This window comes from Actinokineospora guangxiensis, from assembly GCF_042657845.1.
GTDB lineage: Bacteria > Actinomycetota > Actinomycetes > Mycobacteriales > Pseudonocardiaceae > Actinokineospora > Actinokineospora guangxiensis.
In genome coordinates this window covers 428,663-452,848 of the sequence record NZ_JBHSKF010000001.1, presented here as the reverse complement: position 1 = coordinate 452,848, position 24,186 = coordinate 428,663, and the positions used below count along the sequence as shown (strand labels likewise).

The following is a 24,186-nucleotide window of genomic DNA, read 5'->3' as shown; positions in this document are numbered from 1 at the left end:
GGTGATCCGCCGGGCAAGCGATTACTTGCCCGCCGCCTTGGTGATGGCTGCCTCGATGGCGCCGACGCGGTCGGCCAGCAGGCCCACCGCCCCGACGGCGCGGGTGATCGGGTCGTCGTCGCCGGAGCCGAGGGCCTGGGTGCGCAGGAACGCCGCCTTGACCTGCGCCCAGCGCGCCGCCTGCTCCTGGCTCAGGCGTCCGCGCAGTTCGGCGAGCTTGAGCAGGTTGGACTCCGCGCCCGCGGCCAGCGTCTGCGCCTCGCCGAGGTAGTGGTCGTCGATGACGGCTTCGAGCTCGGCGTCGTTCATCACCGGGACGATGCGCTCGGCGAGCTTGTTCATGTTGCGGTAGGAGCCCTGTAGGCCGAACGGCGGCTCGGTGCGCGCGTCGTCGGTCTGGGCGGCCGAGGCGATGTAGGCCTTGTTGTTGGCCAGCACCACTTCCTGCACCCGCAGCATCTTGCGCAGCACCGACACGATCTGCTCGACCTCGACCCCGGAGTACGGGTGCGCGAGCTGGTCGGCGCGCGCCGACTCGTCCCCGCGCGCCATGCGCACGAACAGCCCGATGTCCGCCCTGTCCCGGGTGGACAGCGGGGCCAGCACCGCGTTCGAGGTCAGCGAGTTCTCGACGTAGGACAGCGCGAACAGCTCCTCGCGCCCGGAGAGCACGTCGCCGAGGTTCCACACGTCGGCGCGGTTGGCCAGCATGTCCGGCACCCGGAAGCGCTGCCCGGCCTCGGTGTAGGGGTTGCCCGCCATGCACACCGCGAACCGCTTGCCGCGCAGGTCGTAGGTGCGCGTGCGGCCGTCCCACACGCCCTCCATCCGGCGCTGCGCGTCGCACAGCGGGATGAACTTCTGCAGCAGTTCGGGGTTGGTGTGCTGGATGTCGTCGAGGTAGAGCAGCACGTTGCTGCCCAGCTCCAGCGCGAAGTTGATCTTCTCGACCTCTTGCCGCGCGGTGGCGTTGGGCGCCTCGGCCGGGTCGACCGAGGTCACCCCGTGGCCCAGCGCGGGCCCGTTGACCTTGACGAACACCAGCCCGAGCCGGTTGGCGACGTACTCCATCAGCGTCGTCTTGCCGTAGCCGGGCGGGGAGATGAGCAGCAGCAGGCCCATCTGGTCGGTGCGCTTGCCCGCGCCGGTGGCGCCGAGCTGCTTGGCCAGGTTGTCGCCGATCAGCGGCAGGTAGACCTCGTCCAGCAGGCGGTTGCGCACGAACGCGCTCATCACCTTCGCCTGGTACTCCTCCAGCCGCAGCCGCCGCTTCTCGCCCTCGACCAGCTCCGTGCGCGCCTTCTGGTAGGCCCGGTAGGCCGGGACCCGCTCGGACCGGAACCGGCCCGTGCGCACCAGGGTCTCGTCCAGGCGCACCGCCATCGCCCGCTCGGCGATGCGCGGGTGCGTGCCCAGCAGCCCGCTGACCTGCTCCGACAGCGCCGCCGACGAGTCGTACCGCGGCACGAGGTCGCCGCACAGTTCGAGGGCGACCGCCTCGGGCACCTCGGCCGACGGCCGCTGGGCCGCGTACGCCTCGTACCAGGCGGCGGCCAGCTGGTGGCGGGTGGCGAAGTCCGGCAGCGCGCGCAGGTCCTCGGCGAAGCGGCGCTCGGCCTCCGCGCCCAGCGAGGCGTGGAAGCGCTCGACCAGCGCACGTGCCCCCGCGCTGGTGACGAACCCCGTCGGCCCGTCCGCCAGCTCCTCGACCAGGTACTCCGCGGCCAGCGCGAAGTCCGCCCCGCCGCCGAGGAAGCCGCGCATCCGCTCGGCCAGCGCCGCGACCAGCTCGCCCAGCGCCGGGGCGCTGCCGAACGCCGTGCGCGCCCGCACCAGCGAGCCCGCGCGCACCGCCCACAGCGCCCGCTCGTCGTCCTCGGCGCCGAAGGTCCAGAACAGCTGGGCGGCGGCGCGCTCGGCGGGCGGGTAGCGCAGCAGCCCGGCCCCGGCGTGCAGGCGCAGCAGCACGTCGAGGATGAGCGCGGCGTCGTGGTCGTGGACGCCGCGCTCGTGGCCCTCGTCGTAGCGGGACTCGGCGGCGGCGCGGACCAGCGCGGGCAGGGTGTCCTCGGCGAGGGCGGCCCGCAGCTCGTCCAGGTCACGGGTGGCCAGCAGCGAGGCGGCCAGGTGCTCGGCGCGGTAGACCTCGGCCGACTCCGAGACCAGCAGCTGGTCCCAGAACTCACGGGTGGCGGCGAAGTCGGCCGAGCGCACCGGGGAGCGGTAGTCGGTGCCGGTCACCGCGAAGGCGAGGCCGTCCTCGTGCGGGACCAGGGTGAGGTCCATCGGCTGGGTGTTGACGGCGAAGGTGTGCTTGCCCAGCCGCAGCGTCTCCCCGCCCTCGCCGTAGAGGTCCTGCCGGTCGCGCAGCGACCGACCGGCCTCCTGGCGGGCGGCCTTGACCTTGCCCTCCAGCTCCTCGGCGCGCACCTGGTCTTCCAGACCGCGCAGCTCCTCGGCGACCGAGCGCAGCTTGGCGATCATCGCATCGCCTGCGAAGTAGGTGTTCACCTCGTCCAGCGAGGACAGGGTGGCGACGCGGCGGCGGACCGAGGCCAGCACCCGCTCGGCCGAGGCGGCCAGCCGGTCGGCGCGGCGGGCGCGCTCGTCCATCAGCGCCTGCTTGCGGGCGGAGAACGCCTCGTAGACGTCGGTGCGCTTGTCGGTCAGCTGGGCGAGGAAGTCGTCGAAATCGGAGAAGCGCGACTCCAGGTTCTCCACCTGGAGCATCAGCCTGCCCAGTTGCTCGTCGCAGCGCGCCGGGGTGTCGGCGACGGCGAGCGCGCCGGTGATGGCCTGCCCGAGCAGCGCGAACTCCGCGGCGAACTCGGCGCGGCCCTCCAGCGCCAGCAGCTCGCCGCGGCGCGAGCGCAGCGTGGCGCGGGCCCGGTTGACCCCGGCCAGCACCTCGCCGACGCGCTCCAGGATCGACGTGCGCACCGTGGCGTCGGCGATCTCCAGCGCGCCGACGACCTCGGTGACGATCTCCAGGCCTTCGGCCTGGGCGGCCAGCTCCCTGGTCACCGGCTCGGCCTCGGCGACGGTGCGCAGCGCGGCGGCCTTCTCGGTCAGCGCCTCGACCTGGGCGGAGTAGGAGGTGAAGGCGTCGGGGCCGCGCAGGAACTCCACGGCCCGCTTGCCCGCCGAGGCCAGCTCCTCGGTGAGGGTGCGCTCCAGCGCGTCGACGGCGGCGGTGTCGACATAGCGCAGGTCGCGCAGCGAGACGACCTTGCCCTGGGCGCGGCGCAGCTCGGCGAGCTGCCCGACCCAGGCGTCGGCGGTCTTGGGCGACTCGCCGCGCACGGTGCGCACCAGCGAGGCCACCGTGTCGCTGGTCCCGCCGAGCGCGGTCGCGGCCTGCGTGGTGAGCGCCTGCACGGTCTCGAACTCGTCGAGCACCTGCTCGGCGGTCGAGCGCATCGCCGACAGCGGCTCGCGCAGGTCGCCCAGCTCGGCGTCGCCGAGCCAGTGGTAGTGGTCGAACACCCGCGCGCACGCGGAGATCAGCGCCTCGTAGACCGGCACCGACGGCGCCATCTCGGCGACCATGCGGGCCACCGACAGCGCGTCGGAGATGCCGCGCACCAGGTCCGGGTTGCCCACGCGCTCCAGCGGGCCCGAACCGACCGGCTGGCGCGCGGCGTAGGTGTCGGACTGGTACGGCGTCTGCCAGACCTGCATCGGGTGCACCCGGGTGGGCTCCTCCGACGTGGCGCGGAAGGCGACCAGGGTGCCGTCGTCGAACAGCGACCAGCCGTGGCAGACCAGCGGCGCGGCGACCTCTTTGCGGATGACGTTGTAGGGCAGCAGCAGGCTGCGCCCGTCGGCGCGGGCGTGGAAGGCGTAGAGCACGTCCTCGCCGTTGGGCGAGCGGATGACGCGCTCGTACTCCAGGTCGGCGACGTCGGTGTCGAACGTCTTGTGCACGCCGGTGGCCAGGTAGTAGCCGCCGGGGAAGATGATCCCCTGGTCCTCGGGCAGCCGCTGGCAGGCCTGCCCGATGCCGTCGAGGCGCACCACCGACTTGGTGTGGGTGTTGAAGACCAGGTGCCGCCAGTCGGTCTCGTTGTAGGGGCGGACCCTGATCAGGATGAGTGAGCCGACCCGCGCGTAGTGCACGTCGGCGTCGGCCAGGCTCTGCAGCTTCTCGGCGACCGGCTCGGAGTAGATCCCCTCGCCGGTCTCGGTGTTGTCCTCGACCTTGACCGTGAGGTCGCCGCCCATGGTCTCGATGAAGACCTGGTCCAGGATCGAGATGTGCGGGAAGCGGCCCAGCACGTGGTCGTCGCGGGTCGTCTCGACCCACTCGAAGTCGTGCGCTGGCGGGAAGACGTGGTCGCGCTCGCCGCGGTTGTCCTCATACGCCAGCGGCTCCAGCGTCCAGCGCAGCACCTTGGCGTCCTCGGTGCGCGGGCCGGTCTGGAACACCGCGAGCACCTTGGCGTCCAGGCGGCGCAGCTGCAGCAGCCGCGTCTCCCGGTAGTAGCGGTACATCTCGCCGAAGTCGCGGGCGAACCCGGCGTCGGCGAGCAGGCCGGGCAGCTCGGCGGACTCGGCCTGCTCGAAGCGGAACGCCTCGCCGTCGCGGGCGAAGCGGTACAGGCCGAACACGTCGGCCACCGCCGTCTCCGGCTTGAGGCCGATGAAGACGTTGTAGCCGAACAGGATCAGCCCGCCGACCTGCACGATGTCGCGCGGCACGCAGTTGTGCTCGGTGCGGATGCGGTCGGTGCCGACCAGCCGCATCTCCGCGCCGCCGAAGACCTCCAGGCGCGCGGCGTTGAGCGCCTCGGCCCGGCGGGCCAGCTCGGCGGACTGCTCGCCGAGCCGGGCCCGCAGGACCTCGTAGGTCCCCGCGTCCAGGGCTGGGGCCTGGGGTGCCTGGGTCGTCTGGGACGCCGTCACCGCGACGCCAGGGCCGCCACGGGCGCGTCGGCCACGCCGAGCCGCTGGGCGTGGCCGAGCAGCTCGCGCAGCTTGCCCGCGTCGCCGCCACCGGAGTTGATCATCTGGAGCAGCAGCGCCGAGACCGACAGGTTCTTCAGGTCGTCGCTGGAGAAGCTGCCCAGAATGCCCTTGATGTCCTCGGTGAAGCTGGCCTGGCCGTTGAGCCACGGCCCGGCCAGGGTCTTGGCGGTGTCGGAGTGGTCCATGAACCCGTCGACGGCCTTGCCCATGCCGACCGCGCCGACGAGCCGGTCGAAGAACATGGTGTCGCCGCCGACGATGTCGATGTCGGCCTTCTCCAGGCCCGCGGCCAGCACCATGGCCTGCGCCTCGGCGACCTGGCGGTGCACGTCGATGCCGCGCAGGCGGACCTCCTTGTCGGCCTCCAGCCGCAGGCGGTACTCCTCGTGGCTGCGGGTGACCTCGTCCATGGCGGCCATGGCCCCGGCCTTCTCGGTGAGGCCCTCGGCCTCGCCCTTGAGCTTCTCCTTGATCGCCTCGGCCTCGACCAGCGCCTTCTCCCTGGCCACGACCGCCTCGGCGCGGCCGACCTTCTCGATGGCGGCGGCGTCGCGCTCGCGGACCTGCACCTTGGCCAGTCCCTCGGCGGCGGCGGTGGCCTGCTCGCCCTCGGCGAGGCGGATCTTGGCGCGGGCGTCCAGCTCGGCGGCCTGCTGGCGGGCCTCGGCGAGCACCAGCTCCTCCTTGGCGCGGTGCTTGGCCGCGGCCTCGGCGGCCTCGGCGGCCTTGATGTCCTTGACCAGGTTCTCCTGGGCTTCGGCCTCGGCCTGGATGATGATCGCCTGGCGCTTGCGCTCGGCCTCCTCGACCGCGCGCAGCCGCTTGATCGTCTCCTCCTGCTCGGCGACGGTCTTGTCCACGGCGATGCGCTCGCGCACGACCTCGGCCACGGCCCGCTTCTCGACCTCGACCTCTTTGTCGGCGGCGATGCGCGACAGCGACGTCTCGCGCTCGCGGGAGATGACCTCCAGCAGTCGGTCCTTCTCGATGCGCTCGCTCTCGATGGCGATGACCCGCTCGCGGTTCTTCTCCGCGACGGCGATCTCGCGCTTCTGGTTCTCGCTCTGGATGCCGAGCGCCTCTTCGGTGCGGATGTGCGCGGTGTGGGACTTGAGCCGCTCCTCGGCCTGCACCTTGGCGGTCTCGGCCTCCTCGCGGGCGCGCATCGTCTCGATCTCGCGCTTCTGCTTGGTCTCGGCGTCGGCCTGGCGGCGCTCCAGTTCGAGGATGGCCTCCCGCGCGTCGACGTTCTGGCGGGTGATCTCCTTCTCCTCGTTGCGCTGGTACTCGTTGGTGCGCACGTGCTCGATCGCCGTCAGCTCGGTGATCTTGCGGATGCCCTGGGCGTCGAGGATGTTCGCCGGGTCCAGCGAGGACATCGGCGTCTGCTCCAGGTAGTCGATCGCCGCGTCCTCCAGGCTGTAGCCGTTGAGGTCGGTGCCGATGACGCGGATGATCTGGTCGCGGAACTCGTCGCGCTTGGTGTAGAGGTCGACGAAGTCCAGGTGCTTGCCGACGGTCTTGAGCGCCTCGGAGAACTTGGCGTTGAACAGCGCCTGCAGCGTGGTCTCGTCGCTGGCCCGCTGGGTGCCGATGGCCTGGGCGACCTTGATGACGTCCTCGGTGGTCTTGTTGACCCGCACGAAGAACGTGATCCGGATGTCGGCGCGGATGTTGTCGCGGCAGATCAGGCCCTCGTGGCCGGCGCGGTGGATCTCGATGGTCTTGACCGAGATGTCCATCAGCTCGGCCTTGTGCAGCACGGGCAGCACGACCGCGCCGGTGAAGGTCACATCGACCCGGCGGATCTTGGAGACGATCAGCGCCTTGCCCTGCTCGACCTTGCGGAACAGGCGGCTCACCACGAAGAGACCGACGATGGCCAGCAGCAGGATGACGGCGACGAGGATGCCGAACCCGGTGGAGATCACTTCCATGCTCAGTCCCTTGTGGAGAGGTCGACCGGGGAGATCCAGAAGAACTCGCCCGCGGTGTCGTAGTCGTAGATGACGGCGGTGCGCCCGGCCGAGAGCGGGTCGTCGCCCGCCTGCCGGACCTGCACGATGGCCGACGACCCGTCGGCGGAGGTGACCTCGGCTTGCCCGAAGGTCGCGTCGACGCGCTGCGTGCGCACCACGCACACCAGGCCGACGAAGTCGTGGCGGGAGGCGACCGGCGCGTCCGGCATCACCTTCCGCAGCGGGATGAGGATGAGCCGCGTGAGCAGCAACCCGATCACGACGGCGATGGCGAGACCGACGATCCCGCCGACCACGACGATCGTCGGGTCCAGTCCATCGAGCATGACGGTGACCACCAGGGAGGCGAACCAGGAGAAGGCGATGGTGAGCGAACCCGCGACCGTGGCGGGCACCCCGCCGAACCCCAGCGCGTCGACCGGCTCGATCGCGTCCATGTCGGACACTCCGAACAGGACGAGCAGCCAGAACAGGACCACCACGACGAGGGCGAAGGTCAACACGACAACGGGAAAGCTCAACGCCGTGTCGACGAATTCGCCCATCCGCGTCCCTTCCCGCCCGTGTTGAGCCGGACGATACGGGACCGGAGTCCGCGCCGTGGCCGGTTTGGTGAAACTTCACTCACAGTCCGGTCACGACCACCAAACGCCCTCAGCCGAACACCTGGTGCAGCCGAAGCAGCCCCGCCACCGCGTTCGCACTGCGCACCTCGCCTCCGGCCACGAGCCCCGGCACCCGCCCCAACGCCACCCACTCCCGCCGAGTCGACTCGAACCCGTCCACGGGCTCACCGATGTGCTCGGCACCTTCGGCCCAGAAGATGTGGTGCAGGGAGTCCGACAGTCCGTTGGCGGGCTCCACGGTCATCAACTCCCGCAGCCTCCCCGCCCGCCACCCCGTCTCCTCCTCGAACTCCCGCGCGGCGGCCTCGACAGCGGACTCCCCGTCCTCCACGACTCCTGCGGGCAACTCCCAGCCCCAGGTACCGGTGATGAACCGGTGCCGCCAAAGCAGCAGGACCTCCCGCCGCTCGTTCACCGCCGCGGTCAGCGCCACCGGCCGCTGCCGGATGACATAGTGGTCGAGGCGTCGCCCGTCGGGCAGTTCCACATCAGCGAGATTCACCCGGAACCACGGATTCTCGTAGACGAACTCCTCGCCACGGTTCTTCCACTCCACCGAGCCGACCTTCTCCCCTCGCCACTCCGCACGCGTCGCCGGCACCCATCGGCATCACTCCCCCTCAGGCGAGGTGCGCTCCAGATCGTCCAGCAGCGGCGCCACCCGGAACGCGATCTGCTCGGTCATCGCCACCGCCGTCGTGCTCCGGATCACCCCCCGGCACGCCAGCACCCCGTTGATCACCTCGTGCAGGTGCCGCGTGTTCCGCGCCGCCACCCGCACCAGCAGATCCCCGTCGCCGGCGATCCCGTGCGCCTCCAGCACGTACGGAAGCGCCACCAGGTCCTCCACAGCCCCCTTCAGCCGCCCCTGCGCGACCTGGATCGTGACGAACGCCGTCACCTCCACCCCCAGCGCCGTGTAGTCCACCGACCGCCCGCGCTGCCCGACCACCCCGCGCCGCTCCAGCCTGGCCACCCGCGCGTGCGCGGTGTTGCGCGCGACCCCCAGCCGCGTCGCCAGCTCGGTGATGCCCACCCGCGGGCTCGCGACCAGCTCGCGCAGCACCCGCAGGTCGAGGCGGCTCCAGTCGGCCATCCTGCTCAACCCCTGCCCACGCGACGTGATCCTTTTGAGCGATCCGCTCAACCTCTACGCGAGAGTATTGCATTCTGCGCAGACCATCACCTTTCCTGTGCAGAAGCGCGCGACATTCGTGGAGAGGTGTGAGGCCGATGACGCAGCTCGTGGAGGGCTACCACCCCGGCGAGGTCCTGCGCCGCTCCGACGGCGTCGGCGCCATGACCGGCGTGCAGGCGCTGGGCAGGCTGCTCATCGAGCAGGCCAGGGCCGACGCCGAGCGCGGGTGGAAGACCGCCGGGCTGGTCTCTGGCTACCGCGGCTCGCCGCTGGCCGGTCTCGACCTGGTCCTGGAGCGCAACGCGACGCTGCTGGACGAGCACCGCGTGAAGTTCATCCCGGGCGTCAACGAGGAACTCGGCGCGACCGTCGTCTACGGCTCGCAGCTCGCCCCGCAGCTGCCAGATCCGCAGTTCGAGGGCGTTTTCGGCCTCTGGTACGGCAAGGCGCCCGGCGTCGACCGGTCGGTGGACGCGTTCAAGCACGGCACCTGGATGGGCACCACCCCGCGCGGTGGCGTGCTCGTCGTCGCCGGGGACGACCCGGCGTGCAAGTCATCCTCGCTGCCGTCGAACTCGACCATGGCGCTGGCCGAGTCGCTGCTGCCGGTGCTCTCCCCCGTCGACGTCGCCGACGTGATCCGCCTGGGCCGCTACGGCTTCGAGCTCTCGCGCTTCTGCGGCAGCTGGGTCGGGTTCACCGTGGTGACCAACATCGGCGACGCCTACGAGGTGGTCGACCTCGGCGACCGGCCCTCGGTCGTGGTCCCGGAGTTCCGCTGGAACGGCCGCGCCTGGCAGCCGACGCACAAGCCCGGCGTCGGCATCCCCGAGGCGATCGCCCTGGAGCACGAGGTGCTGGAGGGCCGCCTGGCCGCGGCCGAGGCGTTCGCCAGGGCCAACGGCCTCAACCAGGTCAGCGGTGCCGCCGAGGGCGCGCGCATCGGCATCGTCGCCGCGGGCCACAACTACGCCTCCCTGCGCGATGCCCTCGACCGCGTCGGCCTGACCGCGCCGGAGCTGGAGCGCCACGGCGTTCGGCTGCTGTGCCTGGGCATGGTGCACCCGATCGACCGCGAGACGCTCTTCGAGTTCGCCGACGGCCTCGAAGAGATCGTCGTGGTGGAGGACAAGCGCGCGTTCGTCGAGACGCTGATCAAGGAAGCCCTCTTCGACCGGCCCACCCGCCCCGCGGTGTACGGCAAGCGCGGCCCTGGGGGTGCCGCGCTGATCCCCGTCCACGGCGCGCTGGAGGCCGACCGCCTCATCACCACCCTGGGCAGGTTCCTGGCCACCCGCCTCGGCGACGCGGTGCGCATGCCCGAGCGGCCCCGCCCGCCCGCGCTGTCGCTGACCCCGGTCAGCCGCACGCCGTTCTTCTGCTCGGGCTGCCCGCACAACCGCTCCACCGAGCTGCCCGACGGCTCGCTGGCGGGCGCGGGCATCGGCTGCCACGCGATGACCACGTTCATGGACCGCAGCGTCGGGTTCACCCAGATGGGCGGCGAGGGCGTCAGCTTCGTCGGCGCCGCGCCGTTCACCGCCACCCCGCACTTCTTCCAGAACCTCGGCGACGGCACGTTCTTCCACTCCGGCAGCCTCGCCGTCCGCCAGGCCGTCGCGGCGGGCACCAATATCACCTTCAAGCTGCTCTACAACGCCGCCGTGGCGATGACCGGCGGCCAGCACGCCGACGGATCGATCGACCCGGCCGCCGTCACCCGGCTGCTGCACGCCGAGGGCGTCGCGCGCACCGTCGTGGTGACCGACGAGCCCGGCAAGTACCCGCGCGGCATCCGCTGGGCCCCGGGCGTGCGCGTGGAGCACCGCGACAAGCTCGATGACGTGCAGCGCGAACTGCGCGAGGTCGAGGGCGTGACGGTCGTGCTCTACGACCAGGAGTGCGCCGCGGAGAAGCGCCGCAAGCGCAAGCGCGGCAAGGCGCCGGACCCGGTCACCCGCGTCTACATCAACGAGGCGGTCTGCGAGGGCTGCGGCGACTGCGGCCGCAAGTCCAACTGCCTCAGCGTCGAGCCGGTCGACACCGAGTTCGGCCGCAAGACCCAGATCGACCAGACCTCCTGCAACAAGGACTACTCCTGCCTGCTGGGCGACTGCCCGTCGTTCATGACGGTGACCCCGGGCAAGCCGGTCCGCCGCTCGCTGGCGTCGGTCCCGCCGGTGGCCGACCCGGTGCTGCCCAGCTCGGCCGAGCTGGTGATGGTCGGCATCGGCGGCACGGGGGTGGTGACGGTCAACCAGGTGCTGGCGACCGCGGCGCTGCTCAGCGGCATGGACGCCCGCGCCCTGGACCAGACCGGCCTGTCCCAGAAGGCGGGCGCCGTCGTCTCCCACCTGCGGGTGACGGAGAAGCCCACCGGCCACCCCGGCCTCGTCCCGTCCGCGGGCGCGTCGGGCTACCTGGTCTTCGACGCCCTCGGCGCCACCGCCCCGGCCAACATCGGCCGCTGCTCGGCGACGCGCACCCGCGCGGTGGTGTCGACCTCCGAGGTCCCCACCGGCCGCATGATCGTCGACACCGCCGCGACCTACCCCGGCCGCGACCAGCTCCTGTCGACGCTGTCCTCGCGCACGGCGTCCCTGCACGCCTTCGACGCCCTCGACCTGGCCGAGCGCCTCTTCGGCTCAACGGTGGCCGCCAACTTCCTGATCGTCGGCGCGGCGTACCAGAACGGCCTGCTCCCGATGACCGCCGAAGCCATCGAGGAGGCCATCCGCCTCAACGGCACCGGCGTCGAGATGTCGATCACGGCCTTCCGCGCGGGCCGCGCCGCCGTCGCCGACCCCGGCTGGCTGGCAGGCCCGCAGGTCGAGGTGAAGGCTGTCGAGCAGCCCTTGCCCCTGGACGACTTCAGCGGCCCGCTGCTCGACCTCCTGAAGGTCAGGGTGCCGGACCTGGTCGGCTACCAGAACCTGGCCTACGCACAGCAATACCTGTCATTCGTCCGCGAAGTGGCCGCGGTGGACGTCGAGGTGGCCGCCGCGGTGGCCCGCAGCCTGCACAAGCTGATGGCCTACAAGGACGAGTACGAGGTAGCCCGCCTCCACCTCGCCCCCACCGGCGTCGAGGAAACCTTCGGCCCCGGCACCAAGGTCGCCTACGCCCTGCACCCGCCGATGCTGCGCGCCATGGGCCTCCGCCGCAAGATCACCCTCCGCCGCACCGCCGTCCCCGCCTTCCGCCTCCTGCGCGCCCTGCGCCCCCTCCGCGGCAAGTGGTACGACCCCTTCGGCCACGCCGCCCTCCGCAAGACCGAACGCGCCCTGATCACCGAGTACACCACCATGATCCGCACCGCCCTCCCCTCCCTGCCCACCCACCGCTCGACGGTCCTGACCCTGGCAGCGGCCCCTGAGGAGATCCGCGGCTACGAGCACATCAAGGAAGAGGCCATCACCCGCTACCGAGCCGCCACAGCGGCCCACCTCTCCTCCCTGGACGCCGCACCCCAGCCGACCACAGCCGCCCGATAGGATGGCGGGGCGGGCCGTTAGCTCAATTGGTAGAGCTGCGGACTTTTAATCCGTAGGTTCTGGGTTCGAGCCCCAGGCGGCCCACAAAGCCCCAGGTCATTGGCCTGGGGTTTTGCTTGCGGAGTTCCTCAGCGTTGCTACTCGGAGGGTCGGCGGACAGTGGTGCGCCAGAGGGCTCGGGCAAGGGTGGTGGGGGTGGCGAGGGTGTTGGGGTGGGCGAGCATGGTGGTGGTGCGGGCTAGGCGTTGGTTGACGGAGGGGTCGGTCAGGGAGGCCTGGAAGATCTTTCCGGACAGCCAGCGGATCATTCGGTAGGCGGGTGGGTAGGGGCCGTTGACGTGGGGGAGTTCCAGGTCGGCGAAGGTGGAGAGTTGCCAGGCGGCGTCGACGACTACTCGGGTCAGTTGGAAGTACTCGGTGGCTGGGTGGTTGTGGTCTGGGGAGGACATCAGGTAGTGGGACAGGCAGGAAGCGTGTAGTGCGGCTGATGTCATTCCTTGGCCGTAGACGGGGTTGAACGACGCCACGGCGTCGCCCACTGCCACCAGGCCGGCTGGGAATCGGGTGACGGCGTGGAAGTCGCGTCTGCGGCTGTCGGCTTGGTGGTAGGTCACCACGTCGCTGAGCATTCGTGCCTTCTCCGCGATCGCGCCGAACACGTCCGGGAAGTCGCGCTTGCACCGGGTGCGGAACTCCGACGGGTCCGAGGACGGGCGGTCGTCGGCGTAGCCGGAGACGAGCATGATCCAGCGGTTGCCCTCCACGCGAAGCACGCCGCCGATGCGGGCGCGGCCGTCGGGGGTGAAGGCGGCGCCGGATTGGGAGATCACGCTCCACTGGTCCGACACCGTCTCGTCGTAGGCGAACAAAGCCGTGGCGTAGTTCAACTTGATCGGCATGCGGCGCATCGGGGGGCGTTCCCAGCCCGCTTCCTCCAGCCAGTCGCCCAGCCTGCTCGCGCGGCCCGTCGCGTCCACGACCAGGTCCGCCTCGACCAGCTCCGTGTCGCCGTCGCGGGTGTAGCGGGCGCCGGTCACCCTGGAGCCGGAGAACTCCAGGCCCCAGGCGCGGCCGGGTACCTGGGTCACGTTCGGCAGCGCCAATGTCCTGGCCCGCACCAGGTTCTCCAGGAACGGGCGGGTGGTGACCAGTACCGGGACGTCGCGTTCGGCGGGGGCGTTGGGGCGCAGGTCGCCGTTGACCCACAGTTGGACGCGCGCGCCGTCCGGTGGCAGGGTCACCGCGCCCGCGGCGACCGCCTCGTCCACGAAGCCCGGGAACCAGCGCTCCAGCTGCACCGCGCCCGCGGGCAGCAGCGCGTGCACCTGGCTGCCTTGGGGCACACCGGGCCGGGGGCCCTCGCCCGCCGACTCGTCGCGCTCCACGACGAGCACCTCGTCGGCGTGGTCGCTGAGGACCCGTGCCGCCGTGAGGCCGGCCATGCTGCCGCCGAGCACGACGGCACGGCGCAGGGAGCGCGTCGGTGGCTTCACGGGGCTGGCCGTGCTGATCTGGGCGAAGCGCTTGGCGGCACCGGTCACCGCGCCAGCGTAGGTCGAATCCGATTCCGGTCTCTGCCTCCGAACGGGCGTGATCAGCGGTCCAGGAACGAGTCGACCATCGGGGCCAGCCACTCCCCGCGCCGGGTGATGCCGACGTGCGTGGTACCGGGGACGACGGCCAGTTCGCAGGCGGGGAGGCCGTGGATGTCGCCGAAGACGCCGCCGCCCAGCAGGCGGAACATCTCCACCGCGTGCTCGGGGCGGGCCAGGTCGGAGTCGCCGATGACGATCTGGGCGGGGGCGGCGATGGCGGCGAAGTCCGCGGCGCTCCAGCCCGTCCAGGCCAGGTTCATCGCCTTGACCTTCTCCACCAGGACCGGGAAGTCCTCGGGGCGCGGGGCCAGGTGCAGGTACTCCTCCTCGAACGGGCTGCCCGCCAGCGCCTCCGGGGTCAGCGCGTCCATGCCGCCCATCAGCTCGGGGTGGCAGCCCTCCAGGGTCGAGGTCACCGAGACCAGCACGACCTTGCGCACCGACCGCGGGTGCCGCATCGCCAGCTCGATCGCGACGCCGCCGCCGGCGCTGTAGCCGAGGACGTCGGCGCGCTCGATGCCCAGGTGCTCCAGCAGCCCCACGACGTCACCGGCGATGGCGGCGTAGGACAGCGGGCGGTCGATGTCGGCGGTGCGGGCGTGGCCCTGGTACTCCACCGCGATGACCTTGCGGTTGCGGGACAGGTGCGGCAGCAGTTCGCCGAAGGACGTCCCGATGCCGGAGAACGCGCCGTGCAGCAGGACCAGCGGGTCGCCGGCGCCGTGCACCTCGTAGTACATGCCCAGTCCGTTGACGGGGGCGTATCCGCTGGTGGCGGGCAGGGCGGTGGCAGTCATCTGGGGCTCCTGGAGGTGCGGCGGCGCGGGGTCTGGACCCAGATTGCGCGCCCCCGCTTACGGTCCCCTTCACCTCCGCTTACCGCCGCCGTATGTTGTCCGGCATGCGATTCGGCGTGCTGGGGCCGCTCGCGGTCTGGACCAGCTCGGGGGAGCCTGTCGTGATCCCCGGGCTGAAGGTGCGCGCCGTGCTGGCCGACCTGCTGGTCCACGGCGGGCGCCCCGTCTCCACCGACCGGCTGGTCGAGGACCTGTGGGGCGATGACCAGCCCGCCAACCCCGCCGGCGCCCTCCAGGTCCGCGTCTCGCAGCTGCGCAAGGCGCTGGGCGAGGACCGCGACCTGGTCGAGTCCCGCCCGCCCGGCTACCTGCTGCGCACCGACGCCGTCGACGCCATCGAGTTCGCCGCGCTCGCCGCCAGGGCCGGGCAGCAGGACGACCCTGCCGTGCGCGCGCGCCTGCTGGCCGACGCGCTGGCCCTGTGGCGCGGCCCCGCCTACGCCGACTTCGCCGACGACGAGTTCGCCCGCTCGGCGGCCGTGCGGCTGGAGGAGCAGCGCCTGGCCGTCATCGAGCTGCACGCCGAGGCCCGGCTGGAGCTGGGCGAGCACAGCATGCTGGCCGGTGAGCTGGGCGACCTCGTCGCCGCGCACCCCCTGCGCGAGCGTTTGCGCGCGGTGCACATGCGCGCGCTCTACCGCGCGGGCAGGCAGAGCGAAGCCCTGGACACCTACGCCGACCTGCGCAAGCGCCTGGACGACGAACTCGGCCTCGAACCCGGCCCCGAGCTGGTCGCCCTGCACCAGGCGGTCCTGGAACAGGACCCCGCCCTCGGCGGTCCGTCGTCGGCTCCGGCGCCGCGCAAGCGCACCAACCTGCCCGCCGCGCTCACCGAGCTGATCGGCCGCGACGAGGCGGTGGCCGAGCTGCGCGAGCTGCTGGGCACCGCGCGGCTGGTCACGCTGACCGGGCCCGGCGGCGTCGGCAAGACCCGCCTGGCGCTGGAGACCGCCTCGGGGATGTCCGACGCCGACGGCGTGTGGCTGGTCGAGCTGGCCGCCCTCGACCGGGCCGACAGCGTCGCCGACCATCTGAAGGCCGTCCTCGACATCCACGACTCCGGCGGCCCGACCGACCTGGCCGCCGCCGTCGCCGAGCGCCGCGCGCTGCTCGTGCTGGACAACTGCGAGCACCTGATCGGCCCGGTCGCCGACCTCGCCGCCGACCTGCTGCGCGCCGCGCCGGGCCTGCGCGTGCTGGCCACCAGCCGCGAGCCGCTGGGCGTGGCGGGCGAGGTGCTGTGGGAGGTGCCGCCGCTGGAGGTCCCGGCCGAGGGCGCCGACATCGAGCGGTGCTCGGCGGTGCGGCTGTTCGCGGCGCGGGCCGCGGCGGCGGCGCGTGGGTTCACCGTCGACGCGGGCAACCGCGACGCCGTGGCCCGGCTGTGCGCGCGCCTCGACGGCATCCCGCTGGCCATCGAGCTGGCCGCGACCCGGGTCCGCACGCTGGGCGTGCACGGCCTGGTCGAGCGCCTGGACGACCGGTTCACGCTGCTCACCGGCCCGCGCGGCGCCCCGGAGCGCCAGCGCACGCTGACCGCGGTGATCGACTGGAGCTGGGGCCTGCTGACCGACCCCGAGCGCATCGTGCTGCGCAGGCTCGCCGTGCACGCGGGCGGCTGCACCGCCGAGGCGGCCGAGGTCGTGTGCGCGGGCGGGGACATCGCCGAGGAGGACGTGCTCGACCTGCTGGTCCGCCTGGTGGACCGCTCCCTGGTGGTGCTCGCCGACGACCCGGACGGCCCCCGCTACCGGCTGCTGGAGTCGGTGGCGGCCTACGGGCTGGACCGGCTGGGCGAGGCGGGCGAGACCGAGCGCGTCCGGGCTCGGCACGCGGCGTACTACACCTCGCTGGCCGAGCGCGGCGACGTCGAGCTGCGGGGGAGCGGGCAGGCCCGGTGGCTGCGCCGCCTGGACGCCGAGTCGCCCAACCTGCACAGCGCGCTGAGCGGCCGCGACGCGTCCCGGCTGGCGGTGTCGATGACCTGGTACAGGCAGCTGCGCGGCCGCCTCGGCGACGCCCGGCGGGCCCTCGCGGCCGTGCCCGCCGACCCGCAGGTGCGCCTCGCGCGGGCGTGGGTGTCGCTGCGGCTCGGGGAGTCCGCGGGCTGGCTGGACGAGCGCGCGGAGGTGATCGCCTGCCTGGACCGCGTCGACCCGGCCACGCGCGGCCGGGCCCGCTGGCAGCTGGCGTCCGCCGAGTCCGCGCTGGGCGACGTCGCGCGGGTCGGCGAGCAGATCGAGATCGCCCTCGCCGAGTGCGACCGCGCGGACGACCGCTGGGGCACCGCCGCCGCCCTCTGCACCCGCGCCATGCTCGCCCACGCCCGCGGCGACCTGGAGGCCCTGCGCCGCGACGCCACCCGCTCCGCGGACCTCTTCCGCGACCTGGGCGACCGCTGGGGCGTCCTGCAGGCCACCGAGTGGCTGGCGGCGCTGGCGGAGCTGACCGATGACTTCGCCACCGCCACCCGCCAGCACCGCGAGGGCCTGCGGATGGCCGAGGACCTGGGCCTCTGGCCCGACGTCGCGGGCCGCCTGGCCTGGCTCGGCTGGACCGCCACCCGCCTGGGCGAGCACGGCGAAGCCCTGGACCTCGGCCGCGAGGCCCTGCGCCTGGCCGCCGAACAGGACGCCCGGTCCCTCACCGTCTTCGCCGAGATCGTCGTGGCCTTCGCCGCCCGCCGCGCAGGCCACCCCGACCTGGCCGAAACCCACCTCACCCACCTGCTCGCCACCGCCCCGGACACCGATCCCCCGCCCCTGCACCTGCCGATGGTCCACAGCGAACTCGGCCACCTCGCCGAGTCCCGCGGCGACTTCGACACCGCCTTCACCCACCACGCCACGGCTTTCGACATCGCCGTCGCCCACGGCTCCGGGCGCGACATCGCCTCGGCGGCCGAGGGGCTGGCCGCGACCGCGGTCCCGGCGGGCAGGCCCGAGGAGGCGGCCCGGCTGCTGGGCGCGGCCGCGGCCCACCGCGCGGCGCACTCGCTGCCTGTCGGCCAGGAGGAGCTGGACGAGGCCGAGCGGGTGGGTGGGCTGGCCAGGGCCGCGCTCGGTGATGCGGGCTTCGCCGCCGAGTACGGGCGCGGCGGTGAGATCGGGCTGGCGGGCGTGCGGGCCGCGCTGGCCTGATCGTCGCCGGCAACAAGTTGTCACGAGCCCTGTTCGGCGACCATCGGCGGCGGTGACGACCTACTCTGCCCCGATGAGTGCCGCAGCCAAGCTATTCGCCCAGATCAGCGCGACCATCCCGGCCAAGCCCGCGACGCGGACGCTGCGCCGGGCCGTCGTGCTCGGCGGCAGCATGGCGGGTCTCATGGCCGCTCGGGTGCTCAGCGACCACGCCGACGAGGTGGTCGTGGTGGAGCGCGACGAGTCCTCTGGGGACGGGCCGAGGGCGGGGGTGCCGCAGGGCAACCAGGGGCACGCCCTGCTGGCCGCGGGCGGGGTGCAGCTGGAGCGCTGGTACCCCGGGATCGTGGACGAGGCGGTCGCCGCGGGCGCGGTGACCCTGCCGAAGGACGGGTCGCGGTCGCAGCTGTGGGTCAACGGCGCCCTGCGCCCCCGCTCCACCGTCGAGGCGGACGTGCCGGTGCTGGTCTCGACCCGGCCGTTCCTGGAGAAGCTGGTGCGGGCGCGGACCGTGGCGCTGGAGAACGTGACGCAGGTGCCGGGCCGGGCCTGGGGGCTGGAGTTCGCGGGCTCGCGGGTGACCGGGGTGCGCTACACCCACGACGGCGACACGGAGGTGGTCGAGGCCGACCTGGTCGTGGACGCGACGGGCCGCGCGAGCAGGCTCAGCGACTGGCTGGAGGAGGCGGGCTGGGAGCGGCCACCCCTGCAGCGGATGCCGATCAAGGTCAACTACGCCACCACCCTGTTCGCCTACGACGAGGCGATCGCCGACAAGTGGAGCGTCATCTCCCAGGCCAACGCCGCGGGCACCGCCGACGGCCGCGCCCGCATCGGCGGCCTGCTGCGGGTCGAGCACGACCGGTGGATCATGCTGTTGTCCGGCTACGTCGACGACCGTCCGTCGGCGGACCCCGAGGAGTTCGCCGAGCGGTGCAGGCGCGACTTCCCCGACATCTTCGGCGACATCGCGACGAAGGCCACGATGGTGGGGGAGATCGGGACCTACCACCAGGCCGACAGCCGTCGGCGGGACTTCCACGCCGTGAGCCGCTTTCCGGCGGGGCTGCTCGCCATCGGGGACGCGGTGGCCTCGTTCAACCCGGTGTACGGGCAGGGGATGACGGCTTCGGCACTGCACGCGTCCTGCCTGGCCCGGTACCTGGCGTCCTCCCCCGACCACTCACAGCCCGCGAAGGAGTACTTCGACCTGGTGCGGGTGATCGTGGACGCGGCGTGGCGGACGTCCACTTTCGCCGATCTGGCGCTTCCGCATGTGGAAGGTCCCTATCCGCGCGGGTACAAGGTGATCCGGTGGTTGAGCGGGAAGATCTTCACGGCGGCGCTGACGGACCGCGGCGTCAACCAGCGCCTCTCCCGCATCACGACGATGCTGGCCCACCCGAGCACGCTGGTGACCCCGGCCACGCTGGCGAAGGCTCTGCGGCCGAACAGGAAACCTCGGAACGCGACCCGATAGGCCCGATCCGCCCGATTCGCCGCTGTCCCATGCGAACCTGCTGTGATGGAGCAGGCCGATCTTCGCGTGGGTGACGACTAGAAGAACCGCAGGCACTGGGACGAGTTCACCAGAGGTCGAGAAGACAGGGTGCGGATCCCGCCTCCTGCCCGAGGAATACGACGATGAGTTCTCACGTCACGACGATTCCGAGGAAAGGGCCGCGCTCGCTCGCGCCCACAACGAGACCGCGCGTTTCGGCTCCTTCCCTCCTCCGCGAGGCGGACATCGCGTTCGTCGCCGCGGTTCAGCGCAGCTATGAGGTCGCAGGAGCAAGCCTTTGCGCTGCCCCTGTGCCCGCCATGCCCGACTGGGTGCACGAGGACGACCGCCCCCCTACGCCGCCTCCCTCGGCCGGCTGCGGTTGAGCGTGGGAGACACCACCGGCAACCGGCTGCACGCCGCGTCCTGCCGGGTCATCCGGTCCAGGTCCGCGAACGAGGTCGACCACGTGCCGTGGTGGCTGCTGATGCTGGAACGCCCGGATCGGCTGTGCGGCGTGTGCGGTGGGAACGGCGTCCGGGACCTCGCGCCGATGGCGGGGTTCGTCGCCGCCGACGTGTGGGACGCGAGGGGGCGCGGCGGCGCACGCGCTGGAACCCGACATCACGCTCGCCTCGCGAGTGGTCAGCGAACTGGTCGCCCGCACTCCCGGCGAGCAGGGGTGGCACGCCTACTGGGCTGCCGCGTCCGGTGGGTGGTGTCTTGGAGCACGTCCCCCCCGAGGCTCCCCGGGGCCGGAGCGGACATCGAGTCCGTGCGCGCTCGGCTCCGGCACCACCGCCATCGGCGGGACGGTGATGTTCCGCAGGTGGAGCGCTTGCTGTTCGGGCTTCCCGGCGTGCGGTGACGCCACCCCGACCGGCAACCCCCAGGTGCCGGTCGAGGTGGTCGTCACGCCTCGGGGGCGGCCGGGCGGAAGAACATGATGTTGATGCCGGTGGACAGGCGCTGGGTGTCGAAGTGGTCGAGGGCGACGATGGAGCCGTCGCGGTAGAAGATGTCCTGCTTGTCGCCGTGGCCCGCCAGGATGGGGTGCAGCCAGACGCGGATCTCGTCCAGCAGGCCCGCCTGGATGAGGGTGTGGGCGACGGGGCCGTAGCCGTACATCAGGATGTCCTGGCCGTCCTGCTGCTTGAGCTTGGTGATCTCGGAGACCAGGTCCGCCCGGCGGATGATGGTGGAGGTGCCCCACTCGGCCTTCTCGATGGAGTCGGAGACGACGTAGTGCGGGAGGCTGTTCATGCGGACGCCGAAGTCGCCGGTCTGCTCCTCCATGTTGGGCCACGCCTCGGCGAAGCCGTCGTAGGTGCGGCGGCCCATGAGCAGGGCGTCGCTGGCGAAGAGCTGGTTCATGGCGAAGGTGCCCGCGTCGTCGCCGAAGTACTGGAAGTGCCACTGCTCCTGGTGGTCGATGACGCCGTCGAGGGACATGTTCACCGAGGCGATGATCTTCCGCATTGGAGTGCTCCGTCGTTGTCGTTGGTCTCGCTGACAAGGACCACTCTGCCCTCGTCCACTTACGACCGGCTTCAGGTCGGCTTACGCCCGCTAGATTCCTTGTCATGGCCGACCAGAAGAGCAAGCACGCCGCCTTCGCCGCGCTGCACGACGGGCCCGCCTTCGTCATCCCCAACCCGTGGGACGCCGGTTCGGCGAAGCTGTTGGCGAGCGTGGGGTTCGCGGCGCTGGCGACGACCAGCGCGGGGTTCGCGTTCGCGGCCGGGATTCCGGACGGAACGCCCGATCTGGACAGCACGCTGGGCAATGCCGCCGAGATCGCCGGGGCGACGGCGCTGCCGGTGACGGCCGACCTCGGCGACGGGTTCGCCGACCCGGCCGAGACCGTGCGGCGGGCCGCCGCGGTCGGTCTGGTGGGCGGGTCGGTGGAGGACGCCGTCGGCGGGGAGGTGCTCGACGTCGGGGTCGCGGTCGAGCGGGTGCGAGCCGCGGCCGGGGCGGCGCGGGGGCTGCCGTTCCTGCTCACCGCGCGGGCCGAGAACTTCCTGTTCGGGCGGCCCGACCTGGACGACACCATCGCCCGGCTGCGGGCCTACGCCGCGGCGGGCGCGCACGTGCTCTACGCCCCCGGCCTGCCCGACCTCGACGCCGTGGCCGCGGTGTGCGCCGCGGTCGGGCGACCGGTCAACGCGCTGGCCACCGGGGCCATGAGCGCCGCCGAGCTGGCCGGGGCCGGGGTGCGGCGGATCAGCACCGGGTCGGGCCTGGCCAGGGTGGCGCTGACCGCGGCGGCGGAGGCGGCGCGGGAGGCGTTGGCCGGGACGTTCACGGCCGTCGGGGCGGCGATGCCACACCGCGTGCTCAACGGGCTGATGGACGGCGGGTAGTCTCGCGGCCGGTGTCGCTTCCCGATAGTTAAGGACTGTTCTCCGGTGAAGATCGCTGTCATCGCCTTGGGAAAGATCGGTCTCCCGCTGGCCGTCCAGTTCGCCGACAAGGGCCACGACGTGGTCGGCGTCGACGTCAACGCCGACCTGGTCGACCAGGTCAACAAGGCCGTCGAGCCGTTCCCCGGTGAGGCGCACCTGCAGGAGAAGCTCAGCGCGCTGGTGCCCGCGGGCAAGCTGCGCGCGACCACCGACTACGCCGAGGCCGTGCCCGGCGCGGACGCCGTCGTGCTGGTCGTGCCGCTGTTCGTCGACGCCGAGGCCCGCCCGGACTTCGGGTGGATGGACTCCGCGACCGAGGAGCTGGCCAAGCACCTCACCCCCGGCACGCTCGTCTCCTACGAGACCACGCTGCCCGTCGGCACCACCCGGAGCCGCTGGAAGCCGATGCTGGAGAAGGTGTCCGGGCTCACCGAGGGCACCGACTTCCACCTGGTGTTCTCCCCCGAGCGGGTGCTGACCGGCCGCGTCTTCGCCGACCTGCGCAAGTACCCCAAGCTCGTCGGCGGCCTGTCGCCGGAGGGCGCGGCCCGCGCCATCGCCTTCTACGAGGCCGTCCTGGACTTCGACGAGCGTCCCGACCTGGCCCGCGGCAACGGCGTGTGGGACCTGGGCTCGGCCGAGGCCAGCGAGCTGGCCAAGCTCGCCGAGACCACCTACCGCGACGTCAACATCGGCCTGGCCAACCAGTTCGCGCGCTTCGCCGCGACCGCGGGCGTGGACGTCTACCAGGTCATCGAGGCATCGAACTCCCAGCCCTACAGCCACATCCACCAGCCCGGCATCGCCGTCGGCGGGCACTGCATCCCGGTCTACCCGCGGCTGTACCTGTGGAACGACCCCGAGGCCACCGTGGTGCGCGCCGCGCGCGAGACCAACGCGGGCATGCCCGACTACACCATCGGCCTGCTGGAGGGCGCGCACGGCGACCTGACCGGCGCCCGCGTCGCGGTCCTGGGCGCGGCCTACCGCGGCGGGGTGAAGGAGACGGCGTTCTCCGGGGTGTTCGCCGCCGTCGAGGCGCTCAAGGCCCGTGGCGCGTCGCCGCTGGTGCACGACCCGCTCTACAGCGACGACGAGCTGCGCAAGCTCGGCTTCGAGCCCTACCACCTCGGCGAGCCGGTCGACGCCGCCGTCGTGCAGGCCGACCACGCCGAGTACAAGGCGCTCACGCCTGCCGAGCTGCCCGGCGTGCGGACGTTCATCGACGGCAGGCGGGTCAGCTCGGCGGAGGTCTGGCCGGGCGTGGCGTACCGGGTCATCGGCAAGGCCTGAGATTCGCAAAGGGGCGAGGCGGCAATTCCGCCTCGCCCCTTTTCCACGTCCGATCACACGTCGTTGGTGCAGGCGCTGATCACAAACCCGGCCCACGGCGCGTCATTCACGAGGTCGGGCAGGAGAATCCAGCCGTCGGCGTTGACGTACCCGCAGCCGTCGTAGCGGCCGCCGAGGGTCAGTTCGCGGCACGGGTAGTGGCCCGCGGCGATCCAGTACCGGATCGTCGACGGCACCTCCACCTGTGGCGTGGGTGACCCGACGGTGTCGGTGATCTCGTTCCACGCCGGTGCACTGGCCCGCAGGCAGACTCGGCCCGCTGGTGCCGCCACCGCAGGCAGGCCCGCGACGACCAGGGTCCCGAATCAGGATGCCCCCATGATTTCCTCGCAGTCGATGAGAACGGATGCCGCGAAATGGGATCTGATCTCCACGAGAAGACCGGTCAACGGCGAGCGATTGCGCCATTCCAGGGTCAATTCCGCGAATCGCGGACCCCGGACGAATGGCCCAACGGCGCCCCATCCGGCGCGGCGGGTAGTCTCGCCCGGACTGGTCGACCGTTTCTTCTCCGGATTGGGAGCGTGAGGATCGTGGCGTTCATCGCCGAGGGAGCCGATGTCGCCGAGGCAGCCAAGCTCGGCGAGGGCACCAAGGTCTGGCACCTGGCCCAGGTGCGGGAGAACGCCGAGGTCGGCGCGAACTGCATCGTCGGCCGCGGCGCCTACATCGGCCCCGGCGTCGTGCTCGGCGACAACTGCAAGCTCCAGAACCACGCCCTGGTCTACGAGCCCGCCAGGCTCGCCGCCGGGGTGTTCGTCGGCCCGGCCGCCGTGCTGACCAACGACACCTACCCGCGGGCGGTCAACCCCGACGGCTCGCTGAAGTCCGCCTCGGACTGGGAGGCCGTCGGCGTCACCATCGACGAGGGCGCGTCCATCGGCGCGCGCGCGGTCTGCATCGCCCCGCTGCGCGTCGGCGCGTGGTCGACGGTGGCCGCGGGCGCCGTGGTGACCAAGGACGTTCCCGCGCACGCCCTCGTGGCGGGTGTCCCGGCCAAGCGCATCGGCTGGGTGGGCCGGGCGGGCGCGCCGCTGCGCGAGGAGGACGGCCAGTGGGTGTGTCCGCTGAGCGGACAGCGGTACACCGAAGACGGCGACGGGCTTTCCCTGATCGGCTGACTACGC

At 72.2% G+C, this 24,186-nt stretch carries 15 protein-coding genes and 1 tRNA gene; 7 read left to right on the top strand and 9 right to left on the bottom strand.

From position 1 onward, the window contains the following. Positions 1 to 21: 21 nt before the first annotated feature. The 5 genes from ACFPM7_RS02055 to ACFPM7_RS02035 form a co-directional block, all read right to left on the bottom strand. Positions 22 to 4,905: a DNA repair ATPase gene (locus ACFPM7_RS02055; RefSeq protein WP_378243117.1), complete on the bottom strand. Its 4,884-nt coding sequence runs from the start codon at positions 4,903 to 4,905 to the stop codon at positions 22 to 24. Further along, entirely contained in the window at positions 4,902 to 6,905 is a 2,004-nt protein-coding gene (locus ACFPM7_RS02050; protein ID WP_378243115.1) for an SPFH domain-containing protein, read from the bottom strand. The genes ACFPM7_RS02055 and ACFPM7_RS02050 overlap by 4 nt, the downstream gene beginning before the upstream one ends. 2 nt (positions 6,906 to 6,907) lie before the next feature. After that, positions 6,908 to 7,492 (bottom strand): hypothetical protein, encoded by a 585-nt coding sequence (locus tag ACFPM7_RS02045; protein ID WP_378243113.1) that lies wholly within the window; start codon positions 7,490 to 7,492, stop codon positions 6,908 to 6,910. Between the two features lie 109 nt (positions 7,493 to 7,601). Beyond that, positions 7,602 to 8,129 carry an NUDIX hydrolase gene (locus ACFPM7_RS02040; protein ID WP_378243111.1) on the bottom strand — a complete coding sequence of 176 codons (528 nt, stop codon included), beginning with the start codon at positions 8,127 to 8,129 and terminating at the stop codon, positions 7,602 to 7,604. A gap of 54 nt (positions 8,130 to 8,183) precedes the next feature. Further along, positions 8,184 to 8,669 (bottom strand): Lrp/AsnC family transcriptional regulator, encoded by a 486-nt coding sequence (locus ACFPM7_RS02035; RefSeq protein WP_378243109.1) that lies wholly within the window; start codon positions 8,667 to 8,669, stop codon positions 8,184 to 8,186. Between the two features lie 137 nt (positions 8,670 to 8,806). Here ACFPM7_RS02035 and ACFPM7_RS02030 point away from each other — a divergent pair, with 137 nt between their 5' ends. After that, on the top strand, positions 8,807 to 12,205 hold the full coding sequence (locus ACFPM7_RS02030; protein ID WP_378243107.1) for an indolepyruvate ferredoxin oxidoreductase family protein: 3,399 nt from the start codon (positions 8,807 to 8,809) through the stop codon (positions 12,203 to 12,205). 11 nt (positions 12,206 to 12,216) lie between these two features. Beyond that, a tRNA-Lys gene (locus ACFPM7_RS02025) sits at positions 12,217 to 12,289 on the top strand. Positions 12,290 to 12,342: 53 nt separating this feature from the next. On the opposite strand, the gene ACFPM7_RS02020 is transcribed toward ACFPM7_RS02025, so the two are convergent. Beyond that, positions 12,343 to 13,746 (bottom strand): FAD-dependent oxidoreductase, encoded by a 1,404-nt coding sequence (locus tag ACFPM7_RS02020; protein WP_378243105.1) that lies wholly within the window; start codon positions 13,744 to 13,746, stop codon positions 12,343 to 12,345. Positions 13,747 to 13,799: 53 nt separating this feature from the next. Beyond that, positions 13,800 to 14,597, bottom strand: a complete 798-nt coding sequence (locus tag ACFPM7_RS02015) for an alpha/beta fold hydrolase (protein ID WP_378243103.1) — start codon at positions 14,595 to 14,597, stop codon at positions 13,800 to 13,802. 104 nt (positions 14,598 to 14,701) lie between these two features. On the opposite strand from ACFPM7_RS02015, the gene ACFPM7_RS02010 reads away from it, so the two are divergent. Both ACFPM7_RS02010 and ACFPM7_RS02005 read left to right on the top strand, forming a co-directional pair. Further along, positions 14,702 to 17,797 carry an AfsR/SARP family transcriptional regulator gene (locus ACFPM7_RS02010; protein WP_378243101.1) on the top strand — a complete coding sequence of 1,032 codons (3,096 nt, stop codon included), beginning with the start codon at positions 14,702 to 14,704 and terminating at the stop codon, positions 17,795 to 17,797. A 73-nt stretch (positions 17,798 to 17,870) separates the two neighbouring features. Further along, the gene (locus ACFPM7_RS02005; protein WP_378243099.1) at positions 17,871 to 19,277 is read left to right on the top strand and encodes an FAD-dependent oxidoreductase; all 1,407 of its coding nucleotides are present in this window, start codon (positions 17,871 to 17,873) and stop codon (positions 19,275 to 19,277) included. 933 nt (positions 19,278 to 20,210) lie between these two features. Here ACFPM7_RS02005 and ACFPM7_RS02000 read toward each other — a convergent pair. Further along, positions 20,211 to 20,777, bottom strand: coding sequence for a dihydrofolate reductase family protein (locus ACFPM7_RS02000; protein ID WP_378243097.1), 567 nt, complete (start codon positions 20,775 to 20,777; stop codon positions 20,211 to 20,213). Positions 20,778 to 20,881: 104 nt separating this feature from the next. On the opposite strand from ACFPM7_RS02000, the gene ACFPM7_RS01995 reads away from it, so the two are divergent. Both ACFPM7_RS01995 and ACFPM7_RS01990 read left to right on the top strand, forming a co-directional pair. Next, positions 20,882 to 21,664, top strand: coding sequence for an isocitrate lyase/PEP mutase family protein (locus ACFPM7_RS01995; protein WP_378243095.1), 783 nt, complete (start codon positions 20,882 to 20,884; stop codon positions 21,662 to 21,664). A 45-nt stretch (positions 21,665 to 21,709) separates the two neighbouring features. Next, positions 21,710 to 22,999, top strand: a complete 1,290-nt coding sequence (locus ACFPM7_RS01990) for a nucleotide sugar dehydrogenase (RefSeq protein WP_378243093.1) — start codon at positions 21,710 to 21,712, stop codon at positions 22,997 to 22,999. Positions 23,000 to 23,052: 53 nt separating this feature from the next. On the opposite strand, the gene ACFPM7_RS01985 is transcribed toward ACFPM7_RS01990, so the two are convergent. Continuing rightward, positions 23,053 to 23,331, bottom strand: coding sequence for a hypothetical protein (locus ACFPM7_RS01985; protein ID WP_378243091.1), 279 nt, complete (start codon positions 23,329 to 23,331; stop codon positions 23,053 to 23,055). A 252-nt stretch (positions 23,332 to 23,583) separates the two neighbouring features. On the opposite strand from ACFPM7_RS01985, the gene ACFPM7_RS01980 reads away from it, so the two are divergent. Continuing rightward, a complete protein-coding gene (locus ACFPM7_RS01980) occupies positions 23,584 to 24,180 on the top strand; it encodes an acyltransferase (protein ID WP_378243089.1) in 597 nt (198 codons plus the stop codon). Positions 24,181 to 24,186 lie beyond the last annotated feature (6 nt).

Bases quoted from the DNA above. Each gene is read 5' to 3' on its own strand.
- ACFPM7_RS02050 (WP_378243115.1), bottom strand. From the start codon at position 6,905: ATGGAAGTGATCTCCACCGGGTTCGGCATCCTCGTCGCCGTCATCCTG.
- ACFPM7_RS02045 (WP_378243113.1), bottom strand. From the start codon at position 7,492: ATGGGCGAATTCGTCGACACGGCGTTGAGCTTTCCCGTTGTCGTGTTG.
- ACFPM7_RS02035 (WP_378243109.1), bottom strand. From the start codon at position 8,669: ATGGCCGACTGGAGCCGCCTCGACCTGCGGGTGCTGCGCGAGCTGGTC.
- ACFPM7_RS02030 (WP_378243107.1), top strand. From the start codon at position 8,807: ATGACGCAGCTCGTGGAGGGCTACCACCCCGGCGAGGTCCTGCGCCGC.
- ACFPM7_RS02015 (WP_378243103.1), bottom strand. From the start codon at position 14,597: ATGACTGCCACCGCCCTGCCCGCCACCAGCGGATACGCCCCCGTCAAC.
- ACFPM7_RS02010 (WP_378243101.1), top strand. From the start codon at position 14,702: ATGCGATTCGGCGTGCTGGGGCCGCTCGCGGTCTGGACCAGCTCGGGG.
- ACFPM7_RS02005 (WP_378243099.1), top strand. From the start codon at position 17,871: ATGAGTGCCGCAGCCAAGCTATTCGCCCAGATCAGCGCGACCATCCCG.
- ACFPM7_RS02000 (WP_378243097.1), bottom strand. From the start codon at position 20,777: ATGCGGAAGATCATCGCCTCGGTGAACATGTCCCTCGACGGCGTCATC.
- ACFPM7_RS01995 (WP_378243095.1), top strand. From the start codon at position 20,882: ATGGCCGACCAGAAGAGCAAGCACGCCGCCTTCGCCGCGCTGCACGAC.